At 55.6% G+C, this 26,629-nt stretch carries 28 protein-coding genes; 14 read left to right on the top strand and 14 right to left on the bottom strand.

Features of this window, described 5'->3' with window-relative positions; genetic code table 11:
* Nucleotides 1-84 precede the first annotated feature (84 nt).
* The 4 genes from zapD (at nucleotide 85) to thpR (ending at nucleotide 2,740) form a co-directional block, all read left to right on the top strand.
* Nucleotides 85-840 carry a cell division protein ZapD gene (gene zapD, locus BM022_RS03090; RefSeq protein ID WP_091136781.1) on the top strand — a complete coding sequence of 252 codons (756 nt, stop codon included), beginning with the start codon at nucleotides 85-87 and terminating at the stop codon, nucleotides 838-840.
* An 86-nt stretch (nucleotides 841-926) separates the two neighbouring features.
* On the top strand, nucleotides 927-1,622 hold the full coding sequence (ispD, locus tag BM022_RS03085) for a 2-C-methyl-D-erythritol 4-phosphate cytidylyltransferase (RefSeq protein WP_091136779.1): 696 nt from the start codon (nucleotides 927-929) through the stop codon (nucleotides 1,620-1,622).
* 64 nt (nucleotides 1,623-1,686) lie between these two features.
* Nucleotides 1,687-2,184 carry a 2-C-methyl-D-erythritol 2,4-cyclodiphosphate synthase gene (gene ispF / locus BM022_RS03080; protein WP_091136777.1) on the top strand — a complete coding sequence of 166 codons (498 nt, stop codon included), beginning with the start codon at nucleotides 1,687-1,689 and terminating at the stop codon, nucleotides 2,182-2,184.
* On the top strand, nucleotides 2,171-2,740 hold the full coding sequence (thpR, locus tag BM022_RS03075) for an RNA 2',3'-cyclic phosphodiesterase (protein WP_091136776.1): 570 nt from the start codon (nucleotides 2,171-2,173) through the stop codon (nucleotides 2,738-2,740). The genes ispF and thpR overlap by 14 nt, the downstream gene beginning before the upstream one ends.
* 3 nt (nucleotides 2,741-2,743) lie before the next feature.
* Here thpR and BM022_RS03070 read toward each other — a convergent pair whose 3' ends face one another.
* Entirely contained in the window at nucleotides 2,744-3,184 is a 441-nt protein-coding gene (locus tag BM022_RS03070) for a host attachment protein (protein ID WP_091136774.1), read from the bottom strand.
* A gap of 128 nt (nucleotides 3,185-3,312) precedes the next feature.
* Between BM022_RS03070 and tsaB the strand changes: the two genes are divergently transcribed.
* The 6 genes from tsaB to BM022_RS03040 all read left to right on the top strand — a co-directional run bounded on the left by tsaB (nucleotide 3,313) and on the right by BM022_RS03040 (nucleotide 7,408).
* The gene (gene tsaB, locus BM022_RS03065) at nucleotides 3,313-3,981 is read left to right on the top strand and encodes a tRNA (adenosine(37)-N6)-threonylcarbamoyltransferase complex dimerization subunit type 1 TsaB (RefSeq protein ID WP_091136773.1); all 669 of its coding nucleotides are present in this window, start codon (nucleotides 3,313-3,315) and stop codon (nucleotides 3,979-3,981) included.
* On the top strand, nucleotides 3,978-4,439 hold the full coding sequence (rimI, locus tag BM022_RS03060) for a ribosomal protein S18-alanine N-acetyltransferase (RefSeq protein ID WP_091136771.1): 462 nt from the start codon (nucleotides 3,978-3,980) through the stop codon (nucleotides 4,437-4,439). The genes tsaB and rimI overlap by 4 nt, the downstream gene beginning before the upstream one ends.
* A complete protein-coding gene (locus BM022_RS03055; protein ID WP_091136770.1) occupies nucleotides 4,436-5,218 on the top strand; it encodes a uracil-DNA glycosylase in 783 nt (260 codons plus the stop codon). The genes rimI and BM022_RS03055 overlap by 4 nt, the downstream gene beginning before the upstream one ends.
* Before the next feature lie 58 nt (nucleotides 5,219-5,276).
* Complete coding sequence (locus BM022_RS03050; protein ID WP_091136768.1) at nucleotides 5,277-5,870, top strand: LemA family protein; 594 nt, start codon at nucleotides 5,277-5,279, stop codon at nucleotides 5,868-5,870.
* Nucleotides 5,871-6,016: 146 nt separating this feature from the next.
* A complete protein-coding gene (locus tag BM022_RS03045; RefSeq protein ID WP_091136766.1) occupies nucleotides 6,017-6,907 on the top strand; it encodes a TPM domain-containing protein in 891 nt (296 codons plus the stop codon).
* A complete protein-coding gene (locus BM022_RS03040; protein WP_091136765.1) occupies nucleotides 6,908-7,408 on the top strand; it encodes a TPM domain-containing protein in 501 nt (166 codons plus the stop codon).
* Nucleotides 7,409-7,474: 66 nt separating this feature from the next.
* Here the strand turns inward: BM022_RS03040 and lplT are convergent, their stop codons facing one another.
* A complete protein-coding gene (gene lplT, locus BM022_RS03035; RefSeq protein WP_091136763.1) occupies nucleotides 7,475-8,749 on the bottom strand; it encodes a lysophospholipid transporter LplT in 1,275 nt (424 codons plus the stop codon).
* 162 nt (nucleotides 8,750-8,911) lie between these two features.
* Here lplT and alr point away from each other — a divergent pair, with 162 nt between their 5' ends.
* Nucleotides 8,912-9,985, top strand: a complete 1,074-nt coding sequence (alr, locus tag BM022_RS03030; RefSeq protein ID WP_091136762.1) for an alanine racemase — start codon at nucleotides 8,912-8,914, stop codon at nucleotides 9,983-9,985.
* A gap of 88 nt (nucleotides 9,986-10,073) precedes the next feature.
* Here the strand turns inward: alr and BM022_RS03025 are convergent, their stop codons facing one another.
* From BM022_RS03025 to BM022_RS03000, 6 genes are read right to left on the bottom strand one after another with little or no spacing between them, the layout of a single operon-like run.
* On the bottom strand, nucleotides 10,074-10,871 hold the full coding sequence (locus tag BM022_RS03025) for a peptidylprolyl isomerase (RefSeq protein ID WP_091136760.1): 798 nt from the start codon (nucleotides 10,869-10,871) through the stop codon (nucleotides 10,074-10,076).
* A 12-nt stretch (nucleotides 10,872-10,883) separates the two neighbouring features.
* The gene (locus BM022_RS03020; protein WP_091136758.1) at nucleotides 10,884-11,162 is read right to left on the bottom strand and encodes a BolA family protein; all 279 of its coding nucleotides are present in this window, start codon (nucleotides 11,160-11,162) and stop codon (nucleotides 10,884-10,886) included.
* 5 nt (nucleotides 11,163-11,167) lie between these two features.
* Nucleotides 11,168-11,470 carry a YciI family protein gene (locus BM022_RS03015; RefSeq protein WP_091136904.1) on the bottom strand — a complete coding sequence of 101 codons (303 nt, stop codon included), beginning with the start codon at nucleotides 11,468-11,470 and terminating at the stop codon, nucleotides 11,168-11,170.
* Nucleotides 11,470-12,015: a septation protein A gene (locus BM022_RS03010; protein ID WP_091136757.1), complete on the bottom strand. Its 546-nt coding sequence runs from the start codon at nucleotides 12,013-12,015 to the stop codon at nucleotides 11,470-11,472. Before BM022_RS03010 ends, BM022_RS03015 begins: the two co-directional genes overlap by 1 nt.
* A gap of 40 nt (nucleotides 12,016-12,055) precedes the next feature.
* Nucleotides 12,056-12,580 (bottom strand): peptide-methionine (R)-S-oxide reductase MsrB, encoded by a 525-nt coding sequence (msrB, locus tag BM022_RS03005; protein ID WP_371264287.1) that lies wholly within the window; start codon nucleotides 12,578-12,580, stop codon nucleotides 12,056-12,058.
* On the bottom strand, nucleotides 12,531-13,736 hold the full coding sequence (locus BM022_RS03000) for a DUF2863 family protein (protein ID WP_091136755.1): 1,206 nt from the start codon (nucleotides 13,734-13,736) through the stop codon (nucleotides 12,531-12,533). Before BM022_RS03000 ends, msrB begins: the two co-directional genes overlap by 50 nt.
* A gap of 211 nt (nucleotides 13,737-13,947) precedes the next feature.
* On the opposite strand from BM022_RS03000, the gene BM022_RS15870 reads away from it, so the two are divergent.
* Both BM022_RS15870 and BM022_RS15865 read left to right on the top strand, forming a co-directional pair.
* Nucleotides 13,948-14,172 (top strand): type 1 glutamine amidotransferase family protein, encoded by a 225-nt coding sequence (locus BM022_RS15870; RefSeq protein WP_256208865.1) that lies wholly within the window; start codon nucleotides 13,948-13,950, stop codon nucleotides 14,170-14,172.
* A 77-nt stretch (nucleotides 14,173-14,249) separates the two neighbouring features.
* Nucleotides 14,250-14,555 (top strand): helix-turn-helix domain-containing protein, encoded by a 306-nt coding sequence (locus tag BM022_RS15865; protein ID WP_256208882.1) that lies wholly within the window; start codon nucleotides 14,250-14,252, stop codon nucleotides 14,553-14,555.
* On the opposite strand, the gene BM022_RS02990 is transcribed toward BM022_RS15865, so the two are convergent.
* The 6 genes from BM022_RS02990 to BM022_RS02965 all read right to left on the bottom strand — a co-directional run bounded on the left by BM022_RS02990 (nucleotide 14,456) and on the right by BM022_RS02965 (nucleotide 23,632).
* The gene (locus tag BM022_RS02990; protein ID WP_091136754.1) at nucleotides 14,456-17,638 is read right to left on the bottom strand and encodes an efflux RND transporter permease subunit; all 3,183 of its coding nucleotides are present in this window, start codon (nucleotides 17,636-17,638) and stop codon (nucleotides 14,456-14,458) included. The two genes, BM022_RS15865 and BM022_RS02990, sit on opposite strands and share 100 nt — an antisense overlap.
* Before the next feature lie 53 nt (nucleotides 17,639-17,691).
* Nucleotides 17,692-19,221, bottom strand: a complete 1,530-nt coding sequence (locus BM022_RS02985) for an efflux RND transporter periplasmic adaptor subunit (protein ID WP_091136752.1) — start codon at nucleotides 19,219-19,221, stop codon at nucleotides 17,692-17,694.
* 3 nt (nucleotides 19,222-19,224) lie between these two features.
* The gene (locus BM022_RS02980; RefSeq protein ID WP_091136751.1) at nucleotides 19,225-20,649 is read right to left on the bottom strand and encodes a TolC family protein; all 1,425 of its coding nucleotides are present in this window, start codon (nucleotides 20,647-20,649) and stop codon (nucleotides 19,225-19,227) included.
* Between the two features lie 186 nt (nucleotides 20,650-20,835).
* Nucleotides 20,836-21,213, bottom strand: coding sequence for a hypothetical protein (locus BM022_RS02975; RefSeq protein WP_091136749.1), 378 nt, complete (start codon nucleotides 21,211-21,213; stop codon nucleotides 20,836-20,838).
* A gap of 129 nt (nucleotides 21,214-21,342) precedes the next feature.
* The gene (locus BM022_RS02970; protein ID WP_091136747.1) at nucleotides 21,343-23,190 is read right to left on the bottom strand and encodes an alpha-amylase family glycosyl hydrolase; all 1,848 of its coding nucleotides are present in this window, start codon (nucleotides 23,188-23,190) and stop codon (nucleotides 21,343-21,345) included.
* 100 nt (nucleotides 23,191-23,290) lie between these two features.
* Complete coding sequence (locus tag BM022_RS02965) at nucleotides 23,291-23,632, bottom strand: cupin domain-containing protein (protein WP_091136745.1); 342 nt, start codon at nucleotides 23,630-23,632, stop codon at nucleotides 23,291-23,293.
* A 598-nt stretch (nucleotides 23,633-24,230) separates the two neighbouring features.
* Here BM022_RS02965 and lon point away from each other — a divergent pair.
* Nucleotides 24,231-26,606, top strand: a complete 2,376-nt coding sequence (lon, locus tag BM022_RS02955) for an endopeptidase La (RefSeq protein WP_091136742.1) — start codon at nucleotides 24,231-24,233, stop codon at nucleotides 26,604-26,606.
* The last annotated feature ends 23 nt before the right edge of the window (nucleotides 26,607-26,629 follow it).

Genomic DNA, 26,629 nt, shown 5'->3' with positions numbered 1-26,629 from the left:
TGGGACCAATCTGGTTGTAAAATTCTGTTTTATACCGCAATATCGCATATCCTTCCTCAGTTACCCAGTCTCTGACCTGCAATCGTGATTTGTTACGAACACCCTCTTAATGAACGCATCCGCACGTTACTGCGGCTCGAGGACCTATTCGACAAGGTATCCTTCTTTTCCGCCCGGGACGACACTTTTGAGCATCACTCCGCACTCGTGACCTTATTTGAAATTCTCGATGTAACGAGTCGCGCTGATATGAAATCGGACATTTTGCAGGAACTGGAGCGCCAGAAGCACGCCTTGGAGGTGCTTCGCCGGAGTCCGGCGGTCGCGGAGGGCGTATTAAACCAGGTAATGGATAACATTCAGGCGGCCTCGCAAAGCATGCTCAACATGCCAGGCAAGATTGGGGAGCACATGCGTGACAATGAGTGGTTGATGAGCATCAAGCAGCGTGTGGGCATACCTGGCGGCGCATGCGAGTTCGACCTTCCTTCCTATCATTACTGGCTGCATCAGGACCCGGAAGCGCGTCGTGCTGATCTCAACGAATGGCTGACGCCTTTGCTGCCGCTGCAAAACGGTTTCAGTATCGTTTTGCATCTGCTCCGAAACAGCGGTAAAACTTCCTGTTATACCGCCCGCAAGGGCATGTTTCAGCAAATGGGGTCGGGGCGCGTAGCCCATATGTTGTGCCTGAAGGTGGACGAGGGTTTGCCTTGCGTGCCGGAAATCAGCGCAAACAAGTATGCGCTCAATATTCGCTTCGTCATCTCCGGTGCGAAACAGAAAACAAAAATATTTGAAGAAGATGTAGCGTTCGAGTTGACGTTCTGTAACTTATAGAGTGGATGGTCATCCCGTACCGTCGAATTCTTCCATCACAGTCCGCCCGGGTTATCTGCTATCTCCACTCATTTCTCAGTTTGACCATGTTGAATTTCTATGCACTCATCCCTGCGGCCGGCTACGGCTCCCGCATGGGGGACGAATTACCCAAACAATACCTGCGCCTGGCTGGCAGGCCCATGATTTCCCACACCTTGCGCACCCTTTGCAGCTCCCCACGAATATCCGCTGTTTTCGTAGTGCTTGCACCCGTCGATAGCGAATGGGTACGGTACGACTGGTCGGAATTTTCGCCCAAGCTGGTTGTTCTCCAATGTGGGGGCGCGACGCGAGCCGAAAGCGTACTTAACGGTCTTAACGCTGCGCGCGCAGTGTCACCCATTGGGGATAACGACTGGGTACTGGTGCACGATGCGGCGCGACCTTGCTTGGGTAGCAAACAGCTCAACAAATTGATGGATGAGCTGGCCGACGATGAGGTAGGCGGGTTGCTCGCTGTTCCGGTGGCCGATACGCTGAAGCGCAGCGATGCCCAGGGCCGAGTTGAACGCACGGAACCCAGGGATAAGTTATGGCAGGCGCAAACTCCCCAGATGTTTCGTTACAGGTTACTGCTGGAGGCTTTGAGCATGAGCGGCGGCGCCGCGATGACGGACGATGCGGGTGCAATCGAGGCGCTCGGCTTTCACCCCAAGCTCGTCTTGAGCGATGCACGCAACCTGAAAGTGACCTATGCCCAGGACCTGGCCTTGGCGGAATTGATACTTAAAAACCCTTGATAATTAAGACGGCTGAGGCTGCGGTTACGTACGGGCTGGCCGAAGCGGAGTAGAGAGAGGAATAGTGAGCAAATTCAGAATCGGGCAAGGTTTCGATGTGCATCAACTGGCCGAAGAACGTAAGCTTATCATCGGTGGCGTCAATATCCCCCACGAAAAGGGCCTGCTCGGACATTCAGACGCGGACGTGCTGCTCCATGCCATTTGCGATGCGCTTCTTGGAGCAGCCGCGCTGGGCGACATTGGGCGTCATTTCTCAGACACCGATCCGCGATTCAAGAATATCGATAGTCGCGTGCTGCTGCAACGCGTGGGGCGCCTGTTGGCTGAGCACGGGTATAAGGTGGTTAATATTGATGCGACCATTATCGCTCAAGCCCCAAAAATGTCGCCGCACATCCCCGCAATGGTGGGCAATATTGCCCAGGATCTCGGGATGAAAGCGGGAGACATCAATGTCAAGGCCAAGACCGCCGAGCGGTTAGGCCCCGTGGGACGCGGCGAAGGGATTGAGGCTGAAGCGGTATGCCTGATTATGCGCATGGAACATGCCGATAGCTGAGGAAATTAACCCGATCGGGCCGCGGCCAGTTCGTGTTTTTTTCGCGATATGGCCCGACCCCGAAACTCAAAAGCGACTGGGTAGCGTGGTGGAACAGTTGCGGCTGGATGCGCTCTGCGGCGGCCGCACGACGAAACTGCAAAACATCCATCTCACGCTGGTGTTTCTGGGTGACGTTGATGCCGGGAGGCTTCCAGCGCTAAGTCAGGTTGCTGATGGGATCAGGAATTCCGGGATGAGTGCTTTTGATTTTACTATCGAAGAAATCGGCTACTGGAAACACAACCACATCGTGTATCTGGCGCCCCGGGAATTACCCGCAGAACTTATCCAGCTGGTGAGCATCTTGGAAGATGGGGTCTCCAATGCCGGGTTTTCGGTGGAGCGCAGACCGTATGCGCCGCACATCACGTTGATGAGAAACGCGTTATGCCGGAATTTGCCTGAGTTGCCGGCGCCGATTGCCTGGCAGGCGAGGGAATGGTTGCTGGTTAAATCGGAACAGACCAGCGGCGGCTCTGTTTATGCTCCCGTTGGCCGCTGGTCGCTGGAATAAATATCAGAGATAAATGCAGGTTTCCAGACGTCTCGCCAGATTTCTCTCGCTGGTTCGAGTGTAATCCTTTTCAAAGGTATCGCTGACCAGGTTGCGCACGTGGCTGCCCAGATTATTATTGATCAGGCCGATGAATGGCGCTGACACCACGAGGATCAAGCGGTGGTAACTGTTGGCGGTGCGTCCGTGCTCAAGTTCGCGTGCAAGGCGGCAGGCAAAATTCTGAGCTTCATGTTGTTTTGGATCGGTGGCGGGTAGGTAAGAGCCGCGGCCATTGCCATTATTTCTGTTGTGTCCCGGGCGGTCGGAAACAAGATCAACCCGTTTTTCCCTGCTGGCGTCGTGCCTGAATTCCTTGAGTTTTTGTAGTCCCTTCTTTGGTCCGTAGTTTGCGTAAAGATAAGCTGCGCTTGCGTTTGCGACGAGAATCCATGTGATGCTCATGACTCCTCCATGCGATATGATAAAGTGGAAGGATGCGACTCAGCCTTAATCAGGACAGCATTCGCAGTATAAGTGTCCATCCAAATCGATCATAAAATCAACCCAATTTTGCATTTTTTTTACACACGTTGAAAATTCTCGCCATCGATACCTCCACAGAATACTGTTCTGTTGCGTTGCTGGAAGGCGAACTAACCTTCCAAGAAATTCTTGCCGGACAACGCCATTCGGAACTGATTCTGCCAATGGTAAAGCGGATACTAAGCGGGGCCGGTCTGACATTGGCGCAGCTGGACGGTATCGCCTTCGGTGCAGGGCCGGGGTCGTTCACGGGCTTGCGCATCGCCTGCGGCGTAGCACAGGGTCTGGCTTTGGGTGGCGGTTTACCGGTAATCGGCATATGCACGCTGGAAGCCTTGGCGCAGGAGACCGGGAGCCCGTTTGTCCTTGCTGCGCTGGACGCTCGTATGAGGGAGATTTATCATGCGGCATATGAAAAAACGGCGGAAGGATGGAAATCGATCAGTGAGCCCGCTCTGTGCCTGCCAGGCACTGCGCCTCTTGTTCAGGGTATCGAATGGACGGGTTGCGGCAGCGGTTTTGATTTGTATGATGAAGCTTTGCGCGCCCACTACGAGGGACAACTTCGCGACGTTTTAAGGGGACTACGACCCAATGCGCGGGCGATGGTAGAGCTGGCGGCGCCGAGATTCGCAGCAGGGCTGGGTGTCAATCCCGCCGCTGCCGCTCCACTTTATGTCAGAAACAAGGTGGCGCTGAAGGAGAAAGAGCGATGAGTGCCCAATTGCAGGAAATGCCGCGAACCAGGCGAATGGTTCCGGCCGACCTTGATGCGGTGGTCGCGATTGAACGTGAAGTTTTTCTTTTTCCCTGGACCCGCGGTAACTTCAGCGACTCGATCGACTCCGGCTATCATTGCCTGGTTCTGGAACAAGGCGGGGAGATTTTCGGGTACGGCGTAATGACGATTGGAGCCGAAGAAGGTCATCTGCTGACACTAAGTATCGCGGCAGGATCGCAACGGAAAGGCTGGGGCGAGCGACTGCTGCGGGAATTTATTCACCTTGCCAAAGAGCGGCTCGCGCGGACCATGTTCCTGGATGTGCGGGAGTCCAACCGTGCGGCTGCGCGGCTATACGAGCGGCTCGGATTCAAGCAGATCGGCAAACGCAGGGGTTATTATCCCGCCATGGGAGGGCGCGAAGATTCGCTGGTGATGGAACTGGTGCTATGAGTGCTAAAAGCGATGCCAGGCGTGCGAGGCGCGAGCTGGTGCTCAATGAGCTGGGCTTGACTCCATTGTGGCGGATCAGGGAAGCTAATGCGCCTGAGGCGGCTCAACTCAATCAGGCGTGTACCGAGATTCCTGCTGTCGGGGCAGGCCCTGCGGAAATCCATACCGCGCATGTCGACCAGTGGGAAGACCGGCGCGCAAAAATTCTGCGGATGGGTTGGGAGGGGCTTCAGACGAGCGTGGCCGGTTGCGTTGCATGTCCATTGTGCGAGTCGCGCTCCCGTACGGTATTCGGGGTCGGCGACCCAAACGCGGACTGGCTGTGCGTGGGAGAAGGCCCCGGCGCCCAGGAAGATGCGACTGGAGAGCCTTTCGTCGGGCTGGCTGGCCAATTGCTTGACAACATGCTGGCTGCTATTGATCTGAAACGTGGCCGCAATGTTTTTATAACCAATATTGTAAAATGCCGCCCGCCGGGGAACCGCGAACCCACCCCCGTCGAAGCGCAGAGCTGCGAGCCTTACCTCGCACGGCAGATCGAACTGATACGTCCCAGACTTATCATCGCGCTGGGAAAAATCGCAGGAAGCAATCTCCTGAATACCAGTGCCAGTCTTGCCAGCCTGCGGGGCAAGGTGCATAAATATCTCGATATACCGGTCATCGTCACGTACCATCCCGCATACCTGCTCCGGAACCTGCCAGGCAAGGCGATGGTGTGGGAGGATTTGTGCTTCGCCAGAAGTACGATGAACCAGCTATTGCAATCCGGACATTGATCCCCATCTGTTTATTCAAGAACTTGCTTTATGTGGAACCGCCTGCCGGGACGAAACTATGAATAATGTGCTGCGGACTGCGGCGTTGCTTCTTGCTCTGACCCTGAGTGGATGTGGCTACAATACCTTGCAGTCCACGGATGAGCAGATCAGGGCGAGCTGGTCGGAAGTCCTGAATCAGTATCAGCGACGTGCGGATCTCATTCCGAATCTCGTAAACGTAGTGAAAGGCTTTGCTGCCCAGGAAAAGGACGTGCTCCTGGGCGTGACCAATGCCCGTGCCAAGGTCGGCAGTATCCAGGCCACACCTGAACTCATCAACGACCCGGAGGCATTCGCAAAATTTCAGAGCGCGCAGGGTGAACTGTCGAGCGCACTGTCGCGTTTGCTTGTGGTCGCGGAGAATTATCCGCAACTTAAATCCGATGCTAACTTTCGAGAACTACAGGCGCAACTGGAAGGTACCGAGAACCGTATCACTGTTGCGCGTAACCGTTACATCAAGGCCGTGCAGGAATATAACGTCGTAGTGCGCTCGTTCCCGAGCAATCTTACCGCAATGGTATTCGGGTTCAAGGTTAAGCCTAGCTTCGCTGTGGAAAACGAGAAAGAAATATCCACTGCACCCAAGGTCGATTTCAGCAGGCCATAGACGAAGACCTTGAAGCTGGTTCAGTCCGGCGTCCGCGATGACGTGGCTTGGTATCGTATTCAAGTAGTTAGGTCAAATTTGCTTCCCGCTGCGCTGGCCGGTTCCCAAGCCGGAGTACCTTATCAGGATATTTCAGCCTTTCCGTCATGACTCTAACTGGAAGAAGAATTCTCGCGTTCGTCGCACTGTTTTTCTCCACCTCCCTGTTAATGGCGGAAGTTGCAGTGCCGCCACTCGCGGCCCGTGTCACCGACCTGAGCGGCACGCTTTCCCCGACGGAGACGGCGCAGCTGGAGAAAAAACTCGCTGCATTCGAGGCGAGAAAGGGTAGCCAGGTCGCCGTCCTGATCGTTCCCACTACTCGTCCCGAAACCATCGAGCAATATGCGATTCGTGTCGCCGAAGCCTGGAAGTTGGGAAGAAAGGGCATTGATGATGGGGTTCTGCTGGTCATTGCAAAGCAGGACCGAACTTTGCGTATCGAAGTGGGGTATGGCCTGGAAGGCGTGCTGCCGGATGCCGTGGCCAAGCGCATCGTCGAAGAAACCATTATTCCCATGCTCAGGCAAGGCGATTTTGCAACTGCCATTAGCGCCGGCGTCGAGCGGATAATGAGCGTGATCGAAGGGGAACCGCTGCCCGCGCCTCAGTCAAGACGCAGCAATACCAGCCCGGCCGGAATGAACGTCGTGCTGGATAATATTATTTTCATTTTCATCGCACTCATTGTTGTCGGCAAAATCCTGCAGTCATTATTCGGGCGCATGATCGGTTCGACCCTAATGAGTGCTGCGGCGGGAGTCATAGGTTGGCTCGTATTTTCGTCCATTCTCATCGGCGTAATGATTGCTGTTTTTGCTTTCTTTCTGACGTTGTTCGGCAACTCTAGTGGAGGAATTTCGCGGGGTGGGCGGGGCGGCTGGTATGGCGGTTATGGCGGAGGCATGGGCGGCAGGGGTGGCGGGGGATTTGGTGGCGGCGGGTTCAGCGGTGGCGGAGGCGGGTTCGGTGGCGGCGGTGCCTCGGGGAGATGGTAGATGAATTTCGCACGCATCCTGCGTCATCTTGCTACCGGACGGGTGACGCTGCGGCGCTTGTTCCCCGATTCTGCACTGTTAGCGATCGAGCAAGCCATCGAGACATCTGAAATCGCTCACGGTGGAGAAATCCGGTTTGCGGTGGAGCCCGGATTGAACTTGCTGCCCTTACTTAAGGATCAATCAGCGCGGGAGCGGGCGATAGAGGTTTTTTCCCAGCTCGGCGTTTGGGATACCGAGCAAAACAACGGAGTGCTGATCTATTTGCTCGTCGCTGACCGGGATGTGGAAATCGTCGCCGACAGGGGCATCAACGGCAAAGTTGGCAGGGACAAGTGGGAGTGCATCTGCCACGAAATGGAAAATGCATTCAGTCAGGGAAAGTTCGAATCAGGAGTGATTGCCGGAATCGGCGCTGTCGGTGCCCAATTGCGGGAATATTTCCCAGCAGAACAGAAGGAGCAGAAAAATGAGCTGTCCGACAGCCCTGTTATCCTTTAGCGTAAGGAATTAGCAAATCGTTTTAAGGACCGGAAAGTTCAGTGGTCGCGCTCCCGCAGTGAACCCTCAGTGGCCCTTATGAGCGCCGATCAGATGCAGCGAGTCCTCAATGCTCTGGTTGCGCAGGTGCCACTGACGTATCACCGTCATAATCACCGCGACGAAAAGACCAAACAGAACGATTACGGTGTAAACGTGGACGTCAAAGCTTACCAATAAGGCATAGAGCGCCAGCATTGCCAGGATGCTCAGGTTCTCATTGAAATTCTGCACAGCGATGGAGTGACCTGCGCCCATCAAAATATGCCCGCGATGTTGTAGCAATGCGTTCATTGGCACCACAAAGAATCCAGCCAATCCGCCAATCAACATCAAAAGCCCGATGGCGATCCACAAATCGTGCGCGAGGGTCATCGCCATAACCACGATGCCCATCGCGATGCCGAGCGGGATCACGCGCACGGATTGGCGCAGCGATACAATGCGTGCGGCAAGCACCGCGCCAACCGCGATCCCGACGGCAACCACACCCTGCAGCTGCGCCGCCTTGCTTAAAGGGTAGCCTAGCGCTGCATCGGCCCATTTCAATACAATAAATTGGAGGGTTGCCCCGGCGCCCCAGAACAGGGTCGTCACGGCGAGGGAAATCTGGCCAAGTTTGTCTGTCCACAGCAGTTTCATGCAGTGCCCGAACTCATGCATCAAAAACATCGGGTTTTTCTTCAGAATGCGGTGATCCACGCCCGTATTAGGAATATACAGGTTGAATATGGCCGCAGTGCTATAAAATATGGCGATGAGGAGAATACCCGCTTCCGGGATGGTATCGACACCTGTCTCGATCAGAGGAAAGTCGAACGCCAGCAGCGCGGAGGAGATCGCGGGTGAGATCAGTAGCCCGCCCAATACGGTGCCCAGCACGATGGAAGCCACTGTTAATCCTTCGATCCAGCCATTTGCGATGACCAACTTCTCCGGCGGCAGCAGTTCCGTAAGTATCCCGTACTTGGCAGGGGAGTACGCAGCCGCCCCCAAGCCCACCACTGCATATGCCGCGAGGGCGAAGTACTGATGCGACGCCAGAAAGAGCAGGCTGCAGCCCAAGATCTTGATAGTGTTGCTAATGAACATCACGCGTCCTTTCGCCATGGAATCGGCGAAAGCTCCGACAAAAGGCGCGAGAATTACATAAAACAGAACAAATACAAACTTGAGCATCGGCGTCAGGTACGCGGGCGCGTGTAGTTCAACCAGAAGGGCGATGGCGACCACCAGCAGCGCATTATCCGCCAGCGAAGAGAAAAACTGCGCCGCCATGATAGTATAAAATCCGCGTTTCAACTTGTTCTCCCAATTACGCTTTCAGCTCAGGCGTGAATTATACAATGGTCATCCATCGCTATCCTGAAGAGAAAAATTTATATCATGAAACTGCCAATGCCACCAACGGTGATGGTCACGATTCAGTCCTGACATTAGAAATTTTTTAATCTGCCGATCCCCATGCCGCGACCTCTTCAGGCACTCATCGATCTCTCTGCGCTCGAACATAACTTATCCGTCGTTCGCCATCACGCGCCCCGTTCCCGCGTGATGGCGGTCATCAAAGCGGATGCTTATGGTCATGGGCTGTTGCGCGCTGCCGAGGCGCTGGCGAACGCAGACGGGTTCGCCATGCTCGAACTGGATGCTGCCGTGCGTCTGCGGGAAGCGGGCTACCGGCATACTATCCTATTGCTTGAAGGTTTTTTCGACATGGAGGAATTAGCCTGGATCGAGCAATATCGATTAAGCACCGTCATCCATAATCGCGAACAGATCGCCATGCTATCAGCGTGCCGGTTGCCGGGCAGGTTGGATGTTTTTCTGAAGCTCAACACCGGCATGCACCGTCTGGGGTTTTCGCTTCAGCAATTTTCCGCTGCGGTTGAGGCGCTCCGCTCCCATCCGGCCGTAGGTCAGATTACGCTCATGACGCATTTTGCCTGTGCCGACGAGTCGCAGCAGCGAGAAAGCGTGTTCAGTCAGGTTGAACGTTTCAACAGCGCAGGAAAGGGATGGCGCTTGCCGCGTTCATTGGCTAATTCCGCCGCTGTTTTGCGCTATCCCGAAACACACGCTGATTGGGTTCGGCCCGGCATCATGCTGTACGGCGCCTCGCCGCTCGCCGGGACGTCGGCCGCAGAGTTGGATCTGCGGCCGGCAATGACCGTATCCAGCAAAATAATTGCCGTGCAAATCCTCAAACCTGGTGAAGGAGTCGGCTACGGCCATACTTTTCGACCGGGGAACCCGATGAAAGTCGGGGTCGTGGCGGGCGGGTACGCGGACGGCTATCCGCGCCATGCGCCTACCGGCACCCCGGTGCTGGTGAACGGGAGGCGCACGCGTGTCGTCGGGCGCGTGTCCATGGATATGTTGCATGTGGATCTGAGCGAAATCCAGGACGCGGGGGTGGGGAGCCCGGTAGTACTTTGGGGGCGGGGTATGCCTGTTGATGAGGTGGCTCAGGCGGCTGGTACGGTCGCCTATGAGCTGATGTGCGCGCTGGCGCCCCGAATGCAGAAAGTCACATAGTTCCGCATGCAATGCCAACAAATAGATGACCGGCTTAAAAAAGGCAGCCGAAGCTGCCTTTTTTAAGCCGGTTTGTGATTTTCCGGAACTATTCCACCTTGGCTTTCGCGCGGAGGTCGTTGACTGATGCGGCAAATTGCCGTTGCAATACACGCTGCGCCAAGTTTTGTTTTATTTCCTCGAATGGCGGGACTTTCAAGGGGCGCACATCATCCAGCCGGATGACGTGATAGCCAAAGTTGGTGTGCACAGGCTGTTCGGTGAGCTTGCCCTTGGTTAGCTTGGTCAGGGCTTCACCAAACGGCTGAACATAGCTTGCCGCAGGACTCCATTCGAGTTCGCCGCCCTTGGCTTTGCTGCCAGTGTCGAGGGATTTTTCCTGCGCAATCTTCTCCAGCTTCTCGCCTTTTTTAATACGAACGATGATGTCCTTCGCTTCTGCTTCCGAACCGACCAGGATATGATGTGCCTTGTATTCCTTGTCGCCCATCTGGGCTTTCACTGCTTCATATTCCTTGCGCAGCTCCTCGTCGCTCACTGGATGATTTTTTATGTAATCGACCTGATAGGCCCTGACGAGCGCTGTCTGGCGCGCCATCTCAAGCTGGGTAATGAAATCCGGATCCTTGTCCAGCCCTTTTTTCAATGCTTCCTGAGCGATCACTTCTTCCGTTATCAGATCCTCACGCAAGGTTTTCCTGGTTTCAGGACTGTCCGGCTGGCCCTGAAGGGTTCGCGCCTTTACGATGAATTCGAGGCGCGACTGAGGAATCGCCACACCATTTACCTTGGCCAGGGATGAGCCGGATTGAGCCTGAACAGTTGTCGCGGCAATCAGGCCACAAATGCCCACCGCCGTTAATCGGGAAAGTTTTGTAAAATGCATGTGGCTTCCTTGTCAGTGGATCAAATCGGATTCTTCGGGAGTATACGCTTTTACGCTGAGTGCGTGAATATGCTTGTGCATCAACTCGCGCAGCGTGTCATACACCAGCCGGTGCCGTGCCAACGCTGTCTTGCCCGAGAATTGGGAGGAAACAATAATGACCGAGTAGTGTCCCCCTCCGCCTCTGGCGCCTGCATGTCCTGCATGCTTGGCGCTGTCATCAATGATGTCTATTTTCGCCGGTTCAAGTGTAGCGAGCTTCTGCCTGATCAAATCAGTCGTATCGCTCATCGGATCTATGCCGGCATTACTTTTTTGAAAGGCTTTACGGTGACTTTCGCAAATACACCCGAGGTGGCATAGGGATCGGCGTCTGCCCAGGTTTGCGCCGCTTCAAGGGATTCAAATTCGGCCACGATCAGACTACCGGAAAATCCCGCAGGGCCGGGATCGGGGCTATCGATGGCGGGATGCGGTCCCGCCAAAATCAGTCGGCCCTCATCCTGCAATGCCTTGATGCGTTTAAGATGCGCAGGGCGAACCGCCATCCTTTTTTCCAGACTATCCGACACGTCTTCGCCCTGTATCGCGTACGGCATCATATTTCTTTATCCTCGTTTTCTTCCATATATTTTCCAAGTAATAATCCTTGTGCTACGACGAACACGAGCATCAGGCCCATGAAACCAAACAGCTTGAAATTAACCCAGGTTTCTGTGGAGTAATTGAAAGCGACATAGAGATTCGCCGCGCCCATCGACGCAAAAAATGCTGCCCAGCTGGCATTGAGTCGCGCCCATATTGGCTCGGGAAGCGCAATCTGCTCCTTCATCATTACGCGAATCAAATTCTTCTTGAAAATCGCATGGGCCAGAAGCAGGGTGGCCGCGAACAGCCAGTAGAGTACCGACGGCTTCCACTTGATGAAGGTCTCGTCTTGAAGAATGAGTGTCGCGCTGCCGAAGATGACGATAATGACAAGACTCACCCAAAGCATGGTGTCGACCTTGCGGTGGCGAAACCATACCCAGCCGATTTGTCCGAACGTGGCGGCGATCGCGACCGCCGTAGCGGTGTAAATGCCATAGATCTTGAACGCCGCGAAAAACAGAATGACTGGGAAGAGATCGAAAAGAAACTTCATAGATAGCCCGCTGCGTCTGCGCAATAGTTAACTGAATTAATTATTCTAGCTTGTTATCAGCCTTATTATACGGGTCGAGCTTGAGTGATGCTGAATTGATGCAATAGCGCAAACCTGTGGGTTCGGGTCCGTCGTCGAATACATGCCCCAGATGGGCATCGCAACGCGCGCAGACCACCTCGGTCCGATGTGCGAAAAAGCTATGGTCTTCCCTGGCCGCAATGTTATCCGGTTCCAGCGGTTGCCAGAACGAGGGCCAGCCGGTACCGGAATCAAATTTGCTATTCGAATCAAATAACGCAGCCCCACAGCAGACGCAGCGATATGTCCCGCGCTCGTGGCTGTTCCAATATGCCCCGGTAAAGGCACGTTCGTGCCTTTTTGCCGGCAAACCTGGTACTGCTGAGGGGTAAGCTGTTTCTGCCACTCCTGTTCGGATTTGATGATCTTGTCCGTCATGATTAGCTGCGTCCACGTGTAAGGTCACGCTGACACACGTCCTTGAGGATGCGTTTTTAGTGCAAGTGTATAGGTGCCGCTTCGCCTTCTTCTGGAAACTCCGCATGGACGACTTCGCCTTCCGGGTTTGGAAATAGCGGAGCGCCGCATTCTTCGCAATACTCCAGCAGGAAACGGGTCTGCAACAGCGTGGTGTGGGTAACGCCGCATTCGCGCAATGTCGCTTCGATTTGCGAGACAATGTCGCTATTTTCATCTTCATCCCCGACGAGTGCCCAGACAATGCCGTAGAGTATGTCGTCGCGATCCTTAAGTGTGAAGCCTACCCGATACTCCTCCAGCCATTGATCGTAGAAAGGCGCAACAACCGCCCGCAGCTTGTCCGGAGAAATATTGAGGGTGGTCTGCAGGAAATCGATGGTGGCATGCATGGAATACGGCCGCGCCAGTCGGTCAGCCATGCGCCAGGCGGAGAAAAATCCGTCTGGCATCAGCAATTCAAACGCGCAGCCTTGAAACGCGGGCCTCAGAACTTCCGCCCCCTGTGTTTGCCATTCATGCAATATATCGTCTTTTGAACGTCGGGAACCACCCGCGCTGCCTCCGAGTTGGTCAGCCTGCTGCCAGCGGAACATTGGGTTTCCCTGTGGCGTCGCGATTGCGCCCAGAAGATAGCGGGTATCCGAGAGAAAACGCCCCGTCTCAGCGAGCTGGGCCGGATTCATGTGCAGGTCCCGTTCTCCCGTCAACGCCGCGGCCCAGAGTTTGGCCGCTAATTCGTGTGTCAGGTGATAGCCGCGGGGCAATTGGTCTGGGCTGAACAGGCAGTCAGCGAGCGCAAACCGAACATCCGCTGCTAGCACATGCGTTTGTAGCTGCACACGAAAGCTTGCCAGTACGGATGCCGCTATCGGACCGGAAGGGATCGAGAAGCGTGACCAAGTGAGCACCGGCACCGCGAACATTAGCATATCGTAGCTGCGGTCATCGCGCGTCAATATTGTGCATTCAATTGCGGCCTCAATTGCATAAATAAACTCGCTGTAGCCCGCGGGATCGGTATCGTAGAGCTGGTCCAGCGCCGCTTCCAGATTCTGATCGTCAGCCGTGCGTAGCTGGGCGTGTATCTTTGCCGCAAGCCGGTTTTCCCAGAATGCATCTTCAATGCGGCTGCCCGAAGCGGCCAGTCCCGCCGCGAGCCGTGAAAGTTCCTGGACAACTCGTGGAGACTTGGTGCGATGAGGGACACGGGACTTTTTCATAAGATGGGTTCGTGGCCGTTAAAAAAGCATTTTAACCTAAATCGACCGGTTGGACGGAGGGTTGCTCGCCGTTGGCTTTGCTCCACCCTTTAACAAAGGAATCAAACAATCTACCTGTTTTTCCGTTTCGATCGGAGAATGATTTTTGGGGATAGCCACAAGCGGACGTCGTGCCCTAACATGCTTGCAAGCTGTGCGTCAGTTTTCACGCATGGTGGTCAGTTCTTCGGGCTTCGTAACCGCTGGCGCCGCACTGGCATATGTTGATCTGGCGCTGTGGCTCATCAGGCGTAGCAGCCCGGCAATCGCGGGACTAACCGCCCGGTTTCTGCTGATTGAGCCGCGAGGGTCGCAGTCGATTTTCGCGATTCCTGATCATCTCGCGCATGCGGATCCGGCGTTGAACGGTTCGAGCGCTGGGCGCGGCATAAGTTGAGCAAAGGCTTTTCCCTTAGCGAAGCAGCCTCTGCCGTTGGTCCCAGCGAGAGGACACTTTCACGCCGGCTGCGGGCGGTGCTCGGGAAATCGCTGCTCTCTTATTTTCAGGATCTTCGTGTAGAGCACGCGGTTCATCGCCTAAGGACGAGCAACGACAGTATTGAACTCATCGCTGCTCAGGTGGGCTACGCGGATGGGACCACGCTGCGCTCGCTTTTGCGCCGCAAGATCGGCCGTGCTGTGAGCGAGCTGCGCATACGGTACTGTCAAGATGGTGGTGCTCACGAAGTTCCGGAAACGCGCTTAACGGTAATTAGATCGTTCCTTCCATGTGTCAGACGATACAGCACCGGCAATAACAGCAGCGTCAGCAGCGACTGAGATAGGGTGCCGCCGATCATGACCGTGGCTAGAGTCCGCTGCACTTCCGCGCCCGTGCTGGTGCTTAGCGCCATCGGGAGGAAGCCGAGGCTTTCCACCCACGTGGTTATCAAAACCGGACGCAGCCTGAGTAGAGATCCCGCTTGTATGGCGTCGTCGAGGGTATAGCCTTGGGCCCGCAGGTCACGGATAAACGTTATCAAGACCAATCCGTCCAGTACAGCTACGCCCGACATGGCGATAAATCCGACCGCGGCAGAAATGGATAATGGAATGTCTCGCAACCACAGCGCCAATATGCCCCCCGTGAGAGCTAAAGGAATTGCTGTAAACACCAGCAGGCTATCGCGGAAATTTCCCAGCATGCCGTGCAGCAGCAGAAATACCAGTCCCAGAGCAACGGGAACCACGATCTGGAGGCGTTGGGCCGCGAGGATCAGATGTTCGAATTGGCCCCCCCATGTGGTCCAGTATCCGGGCGGAATCTGTACCTTTTTGGCAATAAGCGCTTCAGCTTCGCTGACAAAGGAGCCGAGATCGCGGTCGCGGACATTCGCCGTAACAACTGCTCTGCGTTTTCCATTTTCCCGACTGACCTGGTTGGGGCCCTGTACCACTTCGAATCTTGCAACCTCTCCCAACGTCACGTAAGTGTGCGGCGCCGCCGCCGGGCCCTCCGCCGTGTTGCGCATGGGGATTGTCGGGAGGCCGATCGGCAGGCGCTTGAGCGACTCAATATCGCCGCGGAGCTGTTCCGGAAGCCGTACTTGCAACTCGAATCGGCGGTCGCCCTCGAAGATGGTGCCGGCATTACGTCCGCCAACGGCAACAGCAACGGCATCCTGTACGTCCGCTATGTTCAAACCGTAGCGCGCAAGTTTTGCGCGGTCCGGCCTAATCGTCAGTACGGGAAGCCCAGTGAGTTGCTCGATTTTTACATCTGCAGCCCCGACAACTGTTGCAAGAATCTCTTCGACCTGCCCAGCCACGGCGAAAAGCGTATCCATATCATCGCCGAACACTTTGACCGCGACATCCGCCCGCACACCCGATAGCAATTCGTTAAAACGCATCTGTATCGGCTGGGTGAATTCATAGTTGTTTCCAGGCACCTTACGAACTGCCTGCTCCAGCGCTTTTATCAGCTCTGATTTGGTAGCGTACTGCTCCCGCCATTCGGAATGGGGTTTCAGGATGACAAAAATGTCGGCGACATTGGGTGGCATCGGATCGGTGGCGATTTCGGCGGTACCGATCTTGGCAAATACCCGTTTTACTTCTGGAAACGCCCGGATAGTTTTCTCCAGCTCGTTTTGCATCTCGATCGCAGTGGTTAAGCTGGTCCCGGGAATGCGAATGGCGTGGAGCGCGATGTCCTCCTCATCAAGCGTGGGCAGGAATTCACTTCCCATGCGGGTTGTCAACAGGCCGGCTAGCATCACGATCACCACCGCCGTGGTCACAATCAATGCCTTGTTGTCCATCGCGAAATTCAGCGCTGGCAAATAGATATTTTTTGCCCATGTCACCGCCGGACTCTCCTTTTCCACCAATTTGCCGGTGAGAAAAAGCGCAACTGCGGCGGGAACAAAAGTCAGCGAGAGAATTGCCGCGCCCACCAGCGCCAACATGACCGTGAAGGCCATGGGGTGAAACATTTTGCCTTCCACGCCGCTGAGCGAAAAGACGGGCAGGTAGACAACCATGATGATGACCTGGCCGTAGAGCAAAGCGCGACGTACTTCCGTGGAGGCGTCGAAGACGATTGCCACGCGCTCCACCAAAGTGAGTTCGCGCCCCAGCCTGGATTGTTCATGTGCCAGACGCCGCATGCAATTTTCGACAATAATGACGGCGCCGTCGATGATGACGCCGAAATCAAGCGCGCCCAGGCTCAGCAGATTAGCGCTTACCTCGTTCGCCACCATCCCGCTCAGTGTGAACAGCATCGACAGCGGGATAATGAGGGCTGTGATGAACGCCGCGCGCAGGTTACCCAGCGACAAGAACAGAACCACGATTACCAGGGCGGCGCCCTCCAGCAAATTGTTGCCGACGGTTCGAATGGTCTTATCCACCAGCGTGGTGCGGTCATAGACGGCCGTGGCGGACACGCCTTCAGGCAGGCCGCGGTTGATCTCCGCGAGTTTTTTCGCAGCTGCCTGCGCGACGGTGCGGCTGTTTTCGCCCATAAGCATGTGCGCCGTGCCCAGCACCACTTCTTCGCCATTCTGCGTCGCCGCGCCCGTGCGCAGTTCCTTGCCTATCAGGATATCGGCCACATCCCTGATGCGTATGGGTATCCCCAGCCTCGAGCCGAGCGTGATGTTGCCGATCTCATCTAGGTTTGTTACCTGCCCAGGCAGTCGAACCAGGTACTGTTCGCCGCTTTTTTCGATATAACCCGCACCAACATTGAGATTGTTGCGCCCGAGCGCATCGATGACGTCCTGGAGCGTCATCCCGAACGAAATAAGTTTTTCCGGGTAAGGGGCCACATGAAACTGTTTGACGTATCCGCCCACGGTATTGACTTCCGTCACACCTGGCACCGTGCGCATCTGCGGGCGAATGATCCAGTCCTGAATTTCGCGCAAATCGGTCAGCTTATATTCCGTACCGTCTGTTTTCCGGGCATGTATCGCGGCATCGATGGTCCACATGAAAATTTCGCCCAGCCCGGTGGAGATAGGTCCCATCATGGGCTCAATGCCCACAGGCAATCGGTCGCTTGCTTCCTGGATACGCTGGCTTACCAGCTGCCGCGCAAGGTAGATATCGGTGCCATCCCTGAAAATTACCGTGACCTGTGACAGGCCATAGCGCGAAAGTGAACGGGTGTATTCGAGATTGGGGAGGCCTGCCATGATCATTTCGATGGGAAATGTAATGCGCTGTTCCGCCTCTATGGGTGAATAACCCGGTGCGCGCGTATTGATTTGAACCTGTACATTGGTTATGTCCGGCACCGCGTCGATGGGCAGCTTTTGGTAGCTGTAGATTCCAAGCAGGGCCATGGCTGCTACTGCCAACAGTACCAGGCCGCGCTGCCGTATGGATATTCGTAACAAGCGTTCAATCATGATTCGTACCTGCGCGGACCCGTAACGTCCGGCGGCGTTGAGGCATGTACTGGTTAATGGTCATGACTGGCTCCAGACTTTCCCAGCTCTGCCTTGATGGCGAAGCTATTGCCTGCCGCGTAGCGTTCGCCCGCATGAAAACCTGAAAACACTTCTATCATCTTGCCATCGCTGACGCCGAGTTCCAGCGGACGCGCTTCGAAGTATCGACCGTAGCGGCCGAACACTACGGTCCAATCGCCTACGGTCTGAATGGCATCCGCCGTAATGGCGACCGGCGCCTCGATTGCTTCGGTTGCCAGCTCCGCGTTCACGAACATCCCCGGACGCCAGCTGGCATCCTTGTTTTCCAGCTCGACCCGCGCCGTGGCCGTGCGTGTCTGCTCTCCGATCAGGGTGGTGATATAGGTAATTTCGCCTTCGCCGACAAGGTCAAAGGCTGTTGCCTTGATGGTTGCCTTCTGGCCGACGTTGATTGCCGCAAGGTCTTTGGGATAAACCGTGAGCGCCACCCACACGGTCGAGACGTCGGCGACCGTATAGATACGGTCGTCTTCCCTGAGCGTCTGTCCGAGCGCGATGGCCTTCTCGATGATAAGCCCCGAAATGGGCGCGCGGATCTCATAGCGAGCCAGATTTTCTTCAGAAGGTTTTGCCTCGGGTCTAACTCCTAACGAGCGCAACTTAACAGCCGCCAGATCCAGGGCAATCTCCGCCTCGCTCCGTTGCGTCTGCGCGGCGAGATAATCCTGTTTTGCCGAGATCTTGTCTTCCCACAGCTTCTTTTCGCGTTCGTAGGTGGTTTGCGCAAGCGTCAACCGTTTCTGCGCAACCAGGTGCTGGCTGCGTAATTCCGCCAACATTTGGCTTTCGATAACGGCCATAACCTCTCCCTTTTTCATCTGCATGCCGTGATGGCCATAAACGGCGGTCACGATGCCGGGCAGGCGCGGCACTACCTGGACAATGGTATGCTCATTAAAAACGACTTCTCCGGGGAGCTTCAGGATGGGCTTGATGGTTGCGGGCCCGGCGGTAAGTATCTCGACGCCGGTGCTTTTCAGCATTTCATCAGGCATTTCCACTCTGAATTCGACTTGGCTATATTTCCAGTTAAAGGTTTTGCCGTTCCTTTCCGCAGCGATAATGATGTCGAACGAATGAGGTTCCACAACGATCTGATCGCCGAGCAGGTAGTCCGCTTCGGGCTTGAAATGGTGTATCTCTGCAGGGGCGCCGAGCCGAGCCAGCGTCAGGGCGACCTTCGCGGCGGACGGTGGAAGCGGTTCGTCGTTTTCGTACAGATAGAGTCGGAATTGGGGCGGCACGCCTTTTTCAAAGATCGTCATTTCCACCCCGAAACCATCCGCCGTGAACAGCTTTCCCCCCCGGGGTCCGATATGATATGGAGAACTGCCTTCGTCGCCTGGTCGATCTGTTTCGCCACCCGTTTCCGACCGGGCATTGGCGGAATCAGTCGAGATCGGCGGCGCGGTCTTGTCTGACCGGAGGATCAGACCGCCGAGGGCGACGCCGATGGCAACCACGGCGATGATGGGAAAGAGCCGATTTTTGAGTCTCACAGTTTATTCCTCATAGTCGTCCACCACTCCATTTTTAACCGGCAGCCGGTTAGAGAGGGTGTTGATCGGCGCCGCGGTTAAACGCTCGAGCTCGTTGACGAGGCGGCGGTGATTGGCGACTGCGCGCACGTACATGATCTGGTTTTGAAACAAGGTACGCTGCGCATCCAGCACTTCCAGGAAGCTGAATTTACCCAGCTCGTAGCCTTTATTTGTTACTTCGAATGCGCTCTTCGCGGCTGGCAATATTTCGCCGCGCAATATCGCGATTTCGTTCTGTGCCGCAGCCAGGGCCTCATAAGCTTGCACTAGTTCTGTCTTAAGCTGCAGGTCGGTGGCGGCCTGCTCATCGAGTGCCTTATCCACCCGTTGATGCGCTTCGAGGAGGTTTCCCTGGTTTCGGTCGAACAACTGTAGCGGCATCGAAATCCCGACCGTCGCGGTTGTTCCGCCGGATTCCCAGTGCTTGATCATGCCGCCGCCAACGGTGATATTTGGAACTCGTCGTGTCTGCTCCACCTCGAGCAGCGCTTTGCGATGTTCTATCCCTTTTCTTGCGCGATCCGCCATAGGGCTGGACAGGGCGCGCTCCGAGAGCGTTGCCAGATTAGGCAGGGTCATCGATGATTCCAGGTCGCCAAGCACCTGACCGAAGTCAGGCGATGATTCACCCCACAGCAGCGCCAAGCGCTGACGGGCCGCCGAGAGTTCCCGCTGCGCCTGCCCCAGGGCAATCCGTGTGGCGGAAAACGCCACCCCAACCTTCGTTTCCTCGATAGGGGGTACTTTGCCTGCCTGCACGCGTCTTGCAACCGTATCAACTACCCGCTGCGCCAGTTGCTGGCTTTCCTCCGCCAGCCGTAACTGTTCCTGGCCGGCAAGCACTTCGGTAAATACATTCGCTACCCGAGCGATGAGCTCCAGGCGTCTCGCTTCGAACTCCTTGCCCGCGACTTCCTGACCGAGCAACGCCGCATTAACCCGCGCAGCCCTTTTGCCGCCAAGCTCGACCAGTTGGTTGAGGCGGATAATCAGGTCCTGCTGCTCGACGGTTTCCTTCAGTGTTGCGCCTGCGGTTGTGCTGCTTCTTGGCACGCCGCCCATATTCCCGGCATTCTCGATATTGACGGCAAGTTCTGGATTCCGAAGCAACCCGGCTTGCACCGTCGCCCCTTCCAATGCGCGGATTTCCTTATCGAAGGCAGCCAGCTCCGGGTTGTGCCGTAGTGCGAGGCGTATTGCGTCCTGCAAGGTAAGGTCTTTTTTTTCTGTGGTGCGGGGTTCGGCGGGAACGCTTGTCCTTCCATCGACCGGAACTCCAGCGAAAGTGCTGTCCGCAATCGTTGGAGAGACGCAACCGAATGCGAGAACAAACCATCCTGCCAACAACATGTATCGACGGGCGGCGAGCAATAAATAAACGTTCATGAAAAACCCTCGGGTAGGCACCATGCGAAACACGCAGCGCAGCCGTCAGTTATTACAAACCCGATTCGCCATAGCGTCCGGTCTTGGCATAATGATCAGCTAGCCGTAAACCTGCGGGATTGCGGAATCTTCGGCGGATTATCGCGGCGACGATGTGGTCGACCGACTATCGCACGTGGGAGATTTCTAGATGGGGAAAGCGCTTCGGGGAGGGTGAAGAGGGGAATCCAGCACGGAATCCGGGATAACAGAGGAAACAAATACCGCTAATGCTTCCATGCCAATGGAAGCAGGGACGATCAATGGAGGGGTGAAGAAAAACGGCTGATATTGCCCGGCGGCGTGTAGGCACAGGTGCGTGGCAGAATCCAAATGACCATCGTCATTGATAGCGGCATGTTGGTGCGCCTCAATATGAGCTGACGGATCAAGAGAGAGTGCATGATGCTCATGATCGAGTTCGTGCGCAAAAACTTCACCGTTAAATGCCCAGCTGAATGCGTTCGTCAGCATCGTAACGAACAATATCAGCATGACAGAATAAATATGGCGGCGCTTGTTCATGGCTTCGGAGATTCTATACCCTGGAAGGAGGGCTGCCAATAAGTGTTTTTTCTTCAGCCGCTCGCAACCGTCGGCGTCAGGTGTTTTGTATCAGCACACTGACCCATGCGAGAGTTGGGGACCTCTGCATTACGCGCTTCGCCAAACCCGGCCGTAGTTGGATGGAATGAGTAGCCGACGCGTCTCACCTTCACTAACAATGAAGTTATCCTCGTTATGCAACTGCTCGGTATAGTTCCCGGCACGAGAGAACACGAACGGCACGTGTTGCTCGTTGTTGGTAAAATTCACGGCGATGAGGCTTATTGCACCGTCACTGTCGCGTTGAAAAAGCAGGATGCCGCGCGAAAGATAATGCTCATAATCGTTATGAAAATAATGGCCGCCGCGGCGCAATTCGGGGCAATTCTTACGCAGGCTCAGCAAGCTGCGGGTCAGCCTAACCAGGCTTTTGCCCGCGGCATCATAGAAATAATCCCAGCGCAGCGGGCGCAGCAGCAATACCCGGCCAAGGCCCGAATCGGGCACAAAGTAGTTCTCGCCGAATTCCTGACCCTGCCATAGCATGGGGATGCCTTTTGCGGCGAGCAACGCGATCAGGTAAGGTTGAAGCCGATACCACTGACTGCGATCGCCCTCCGCGAACAGCGGATTCCAATCGCGATACCGAAGACCAAATTCGCATACGAAACGACTGTGGTCGTGGTTCTCGATATACTGCAGCGGAAGTTTGGCGAATGTTTCGCCATTCTGGGTCGTCTGTTCGATATAACCAAGGGCCCCCAACCGGTGGCCCAAATTCTCGAGCGCGCCTGGGATACCGCGCGCGCAGGCGCTGGCAGCGCCAAAACTTGCGTTCTGCCAGGTCGCGTTGCTGTAGCTCTGTTCGAGGATTTGTTCGGGAGCCTCCAGTTGCTCTGCAATCTGGATCAACCGCGACCCTTCCGGTGCATCAAAACGGGGAAGGCTGGCGATCGAGCTTTTGACATATTCGTGCGTATTAAAGACGAGGTTAGCGTACCCTGCGCCGAGCGCGCCGTCCCAGTAGTTCGGCACGCAGTCATAGCGAAAGCCGTCGATGTGATAGGTGTTCAACCAGTGAAGGTTGACGCTATAGAAAAAATCGCGGGTCAAAGCACGGTTGAAATCGGTGCTGACGCCGAAATCGCTGAAATAGTCTTTGGCAAACGGTCCCATGAACGGGTTTTCGTTATAACCGAGCCGGCGATAGAGATCCGCATAAGGAAAATCCCCCCCGGTATGCCCATATACCGCATCGACAATCACAGCCAGCCCATGCTGGTGAGCTGCATCCACGAAACGCTGAAAATCGTCCCGCCGCCCAAAACGTTCATCGACACCAAAAAAACCTAGCGGCAAGTAGCCCCAATCCACCTCCAGCGATACATTGTTGACGGGCATGAGGGACAGGGTATTAACGCCTAGGTCGGCCAGATAGCCCAGGCGGTCTATGCCTCCCTCGAGACTGTCGCTGAATTCGGCAAGATTCAGTTCGTACAGGATCAGGTCATGTAGCGCGGGGGTTTTCCAGTTCTGCTCCGCTGCGCTCCAGGCATAAGGGGTATAACCGAGGGTAAAGGCCGACAGTTTGCCGATAGCATATTCGCGGGCAAAAGGGTCAATTATCCAGTCCAATATGCCCGCGTTGGGATTGTGCAGTTCGAAGCGGTAAACATGACGGCCGGGTAAGCCGAAATGAGAGTTCCCTTGAAAATCGCGTATAGTGTTGAGATCAACCTGGGCCGCCCAGAAATCCCCGTAATCAGCATTGGTTCCATGCTGCATCTCGAAGGCGAGCGGCTGAATGCGCTGGATAAACTGGTCCTGTTCATGAATGATCTTAACAAACAGCCTGTTACCGTCGTTGGCTGAGATCCATGGCAGCAATATGCCGAAATCCACGATGCCGGGTTGAAATTCCCGTGGACCCAGTTGATTCAGAGGAAGCTGTTTCATGCTGGATACCTCTGCAATAATGAATGAATGCGATCAGTTCGATAATTCGGTTGACGGCACTACGGGGCGCTGGCATTCCCTTTACATGGGTTTGGGTATTTTATTCGCCGCCCCTGGGTCCCCAGAACACGACCCAGGTCCCAAAATCGCTGGAAAAATTCTCGAACCGATGTTCTACGTTCGCTCCTACAAAAAGGCAGTCTCCTGCCTTGAACGCATGGCGGTCGGAGCCAATGACGAGTTCACCCGCTCCACGATGGATAAAATAAACTTCGTCCTGCTCATGCGGAGTTTGGGGATCTTTACCCAAAGGCGCGTAATACTCGACGGACATGGTGCCATGAGCAAGCGCAACCGCGAATCGCTCTCCCATTGGCCACTCTGCTGTGACGGGACCGGGGATGCGGGAAAATACTTCTTCAAACGTTGTTTTGACTTTCATTGCAAGGTCCTGAACGCGTGGCAAGGCGAGGAATTGCCCTAAGGTTCGCTGGTTACGCGAACGCTATCCATTTGCAGCAAAATTATTTTACTCGTGCATTTTGCGGCGCGCCTATTTTTTTCCCAGTGTCGCGATGGGCCTGTTTGAGTATGCAGGAGCCGATTCCAGTTGAGGCTTTGTAAAACGCAGTGAGAATAGAGAATAGACTGCGTACCCGATCTAGGCTGAAGATTGAGGAATAATAGCGGCTCGACTAGGTTATGTGTGCGTTCCCGTACTGAAGCCCGCGAAGCTGAGGATTAAGCTGACGTGGTTTCATCTGAACCGTCATCCACTCCAGCAGCGCTGATAATGGCGCCAGGCTTGGCGCTTGAACAACAACAGCCGGACGTGAGCCTCCGTCAGCCGGCGAGCCGGATTCTTGAAGGGCTGTTGCGCGCGGCCAAAAGTCACGGAAGCGCCCAGCGGGTGAAATATGCGTGTTGTGCCTGCCTTCGGTTTTCTAAGATTCGGCCCGCGCAAGCCCACGGATGAATAATAGATTGCGGCACATCTGTGCCGCGCCCCCGAAAACTGTTTCTGCATAAACGAGACTCACATGGGACAGCTTATCCTTGCAAAACCCGAATTACCCAAGGACGTGGTCGCGTTGGTGCCGATGCGGAATGTGGTCATGTTTCCGCATGTGTTGTTGGCAATTACTGTAGGCCGGGCCAAGTCGATCGCCGCGGTGGAGCATGCGCTGGGTTCGAACGTCCAGGTAGGCATTGTTCTGCAAAAAGATCCCAGTGTAGACGACCCGGGATTGGAGGCGCTGTTCAAGATGGGCACCATGGTCAATATCGTACGCCATCTCAGTTCGACCGATGGGCTGCGGCATGCGGTATGCCAAGGTTTGGAACGATTCTGCATTGAAGAAATGGTCGAGGGCTACCCGTTTTTGGCGGCTCGCATAAAGCATATTGACGAAGCCGCTGAGGTGTCTACGCAGGCCGAGGCGCTCGCCATGCAACTGCGTGAGCGCACCGTCGAAATCCTTTCCCTGCTGCCAGGCGCGCCTGCGGAGCTCGCGCATGCGCTACAGTCGACACGCGCACCATCTCATCTGGCCGACATTACGGCGAGCCTGCTCGACACCGAGGTGGCGGAGAAGCAGATGCTGCTAGAAACGGTCGATACCGAGGAGCGTTTGCAGAAGGTGCTCCAGATATTGTCGCGCCGAATTGAAGTGCTCAGGTTGTCTCAAGAGATCGGCGAACGAACGAAAGAACACCTCGACGACCGGGAACGCAAATTTTTGCTGCAAGAACAATTAAAGACGATTCAGAAGGAGCTTGGCGAAACAGATAGTGATGATCAGGAGATCGCGCAGCTGGAAGAGGCCATTGCCAATGCCGGGATGACGGAAGATGTGGAGGCGCAGGCGCGCAAGGAGTTGCAGCGATTGAAGCGAATGCCGCCCGCTTCGAGCGAATATTCAATGCTCCACACTTACCTCGAGTGGATGACCGAACTACCCTGGCGACTCCCTGAGGACGTGCCGATCGATCTGGAAGCTGCACGTCAAATTCTCGAAAACGATCATTTTGGGCTCGAGCGGGTCAAACAGCGCATTCTGGAGTTCCTTGCGGTGCAAAAGCTGAAACCCCAAGGGCGCGCACCGATACTATGTTTTGTGGGCCCGCCAGGAGTAGGCAAGACATCCCTCGGCCAGAGCATCGCGCGTGCACTGCAGCGGCCATTCGTGCGCGTATCGCTGGGTGGAGTGCATGATGAAGCCGAAATGCGCGGCCATCGCCGCACCTATATCGGCGCCATGCCGGGAAATATTTTGCAGGGACTGCGCAAGGCTGCTGCGCGGAACTGCGTCATGATGCTCGACGAGGTCGACAAAATGTCGGCCAGCCTCCACGGGGATCCGTCGGCCGCGCTGCTGGAAGTGCTCGACCCCGAGCAAAACTCGACCTTTAGGGACAACTATCTCGGCTTGCCCTTTGACCTCAGCCGGGTCGTTTTCATCGCTACCGCTAATGTGATCGACAATGTCCCTCCCCCGGTTCGAGACCGTATGGAGATTATCGATCTCCCGGGTTATACGCGCGAAGAAAAACTTCAGATCGCGCAGCGTTACCTGGTCGGACGGCAACGGGAAGCGAATGGTCTGAGCGAAGAGCAGTGTGAGATAACGGTCGCGGCGATCGAGAACATTATTGCGAATTACACGCGTGAGGCCGGGGTACGGCAACTGGAACGGGAGATCGGCCGTGTGATGCGGCATGCAGCGATGCGCATCGCCGAAAATGCCCAACTCAAGGTTCGGGTTGACGCGCCCGACCTCGATGCCATCCTTGGTGCGGCGAAATTCGAGCACGAGACCGGGCTGCGCGTCGGTTTACCCGGCGTGGCGACCGGCCTTGCTTGGACACCGGTGGGCGGTGATATCCTGTTTATCGAAGCGACACGGATCAGCGGTCGCGGCCAGCTGATTTTAACCGGGCAACTCGGCGATGTGATGAAGGAAAGCGCGCAGGCAGCGCTCACGCTGGTGAAGGCGAGGGCAGACAGCCTCAACATCCCCTCTGGTATGTTCGACGGTATTGACGTGCACGTACACGTGCCTGCCGGTGCCATTCCCAAGGACGGACCCAGCGCTGGCGTAGCGATGTTTATCGCGCTTGCTTCACTTTTTACTGATCGTCCGGTAAATCACGATGTGGCAATGACAGGCGAAATCAGTTTGCGCGGGCTGGTGCTTCCGGTGGGTGGCATCAAGGAGAAAGTGCTCGCGGCTCAACGGGCCGGTTTGCGGGTCGTGCTGCTGCCGGCCCGGAACGAGAAGGATTTGCGCGAGGTCCCGGAAACCGCGCGTGCTGCGTTGCAATTTGTCACATTGGAAACGGTGGATGACGCGATTCTGGCAGCGCTGGGTCAGCGGGAAAGACGCCACGGCACATCAGAGTTCAAGCTTGTCTAGCCCGCGCTTGCGCGCGGTCCGTA

It is taken from the genome of Nitrosospira sp. Nsp14 (assembly GCF_900113575.1).
In the GTDB taxonomy this organism is placed as follows: domain Bacteria; phylum Pseudomonadota; class Gammaproteobacteria; order Burkholderiales; family Nitrosomonadaceae; genus Nitrosospira.
The sequence above is the reverse complement of the archived record's forward strand: the minus strand, read 5'-3'. Positions and strand labels throughout refer to the sequence as shown.

What these genes read in the sequence shown, in the direction of transcription:
- ispD (WP_091136779.1), top strand. Translation starts at nt 927, where the DNA reads ATGTTGAATTTCTATGCACTCATCCCTGCGGCCGGCTACGGCTCCCGC.
- thpR (WP_091136776.1), top strand. Translation starts at nt 2,171, where the DNA reads ATGCCGATAGCTGAGGAAATTAACCCGATCGGGCCGCGGCCAGTTCGT.
- BM022_RS03070 (WP_091136774.1), bottom strand. Translation starts at nt 3,184, where the DNA reads ATGAGCATCACATGGATTCTCGTCGCAAACGCAAGCGCAGCTTATCTT.
- rimI (WP_091136771.1), top strand. Translation starts at nt 3,978, where the DNA reads ATGAGTGCCCAATTGCAGGAAATGCCGCGAACCAGGCGAATGGTTCCG.
- BM022_RS03055 (WP_091136770.1), top strand. Translation starts at nt 4,436, where the DNA reads ATGAGTGCTAAAAGCGATGCCAGGCGTGCGAGGCGCGAGCTGGTGCTC.
- BM022_RS03050 (WP_091136768.1), top strand. Translation starts at nt 5,277, where the DNA reads ATGAATAATGTGCTGCGGACTGCGGCGTTGCTTCTTGCTCTGACCCTG.
- BM022_RS03045 (WP_091136766.1), top strand. Translation starts at nt 6,017, where the DNA reads ATGACTCTAACTGGAAGAAGAATTCTCGCGTTCGTCGCACTGTTTTTC.
- BM022_RS03040 (WP_091136765.1), top strand. Translation starts at nt 6,908, where the DNA reads ATGAATTTCGCACGCATCCTGCGTCATCTTGCTACCGGACGGGTGACG.
- alr (WP_091136762.1), top strand. Translation starts at nt 8,912, where the DNA reads ATGCCGCGACCTCTTCAGGCACTCATCGATCTCTCTGCGCTCGAACAT.
- BM022_RS03025 (WP_091136760.1), bottom strand. Translation starts at nt 10,871, where the DNA reads ATGCATTTTACAAAACTTTCCCGATTAACGGCGGTGGGCATTTGTGGC.
- BM022_RS03020 (WP_091136758.1), bottom strand. Translation starts at nt 11,162, where the DNA reads ATGAGCGATACGACTGATTTGATCAGGCAGAAGCTCGCTACACTTGAA.
- BM022_RS03015 (WP_091136904.1), bottom strand. Translation starts at nt 11,470, where the DNA reads ATGCCGTACGCGATACAGGGCGAAGACGTGTCGGATAGTCTGGAAAAA.
- BM022_RS03010 (WP_091136757.1), bottom strand. Translation starts at nt 12,015, where the DNA reads ATGAAGTTTCTTTTCGATCTCTTCCCAGTCATTCTGTTTTTCGCGGCG.
- msrB (WP_371264287.1), bottom strand. Translation starts at nt 12,580, where the DNA reads ATGCGGAGTTTCCAGAAGAAGGCGAAGCGGCACCTATACACTTGCACT.
- BM022_RS03000 (WP_091136755.1), bottom strand. Translation starts at nt 13,736, where the DNA reads ATGAAAAAGTCCCGTGTCCCTCATCGCACCAAGTCTCCACGAGTTGTC.
- BM022_RS15870 (WP_256208865.1), top strand. Translation starts at nt 13,948, where the DNA reads ATGGTGGTCAGTTCTTCGGGCTTCGTAACCGCTGGCGCCGCACTGGCA.
- BM022_RS02990 (WP_091136754.1), bottom strand. Translation starts at nt 17,638, where the DNA reads ATGATTGAACGCTTGTTACGAATATCCATACGGCAGCGCGGCCTGGTA.
- BM022_RS02980 (WP_091136751.1), bottom strand. Translation starts at nt 20,649, where the DNA reads ATGAACGTTTATTTATTGCTCGCCGCCCGTCGATACATGTTGTTGGCA.
- BM022_RS02975 (WP_091136749.1), bottom strand. Translation starts at nt 21,213, where the DNA reads ATGAACAAGCGCCGCCATATTTATTCTGTCATGCTGATATTGTTCGTT.
- BM022_RS02970 (WP_091136747.1), bottom strand. Translation starts at nt 23,190, where the DNA reads ATGAAACAGCTTCCTCTGAATCAACTGGGTCCACGGGAATTTCAACCC.
- BM022_RS02965 (WP_091136745.1), bottom strand. Translation starts at nt 23,632, where the DNA reads ATGAAAGTCAAAACAACGTTTGAAGAAGTATTTTCCCGCATCCCCGGT.
- lon (WP_091136742.1), top strand. Translation starts at nt 24,231, where the DNA reads ATGGGACAGCTTATCCTTGCAAAACCCGAATTACCCAAGGACGTGGTC.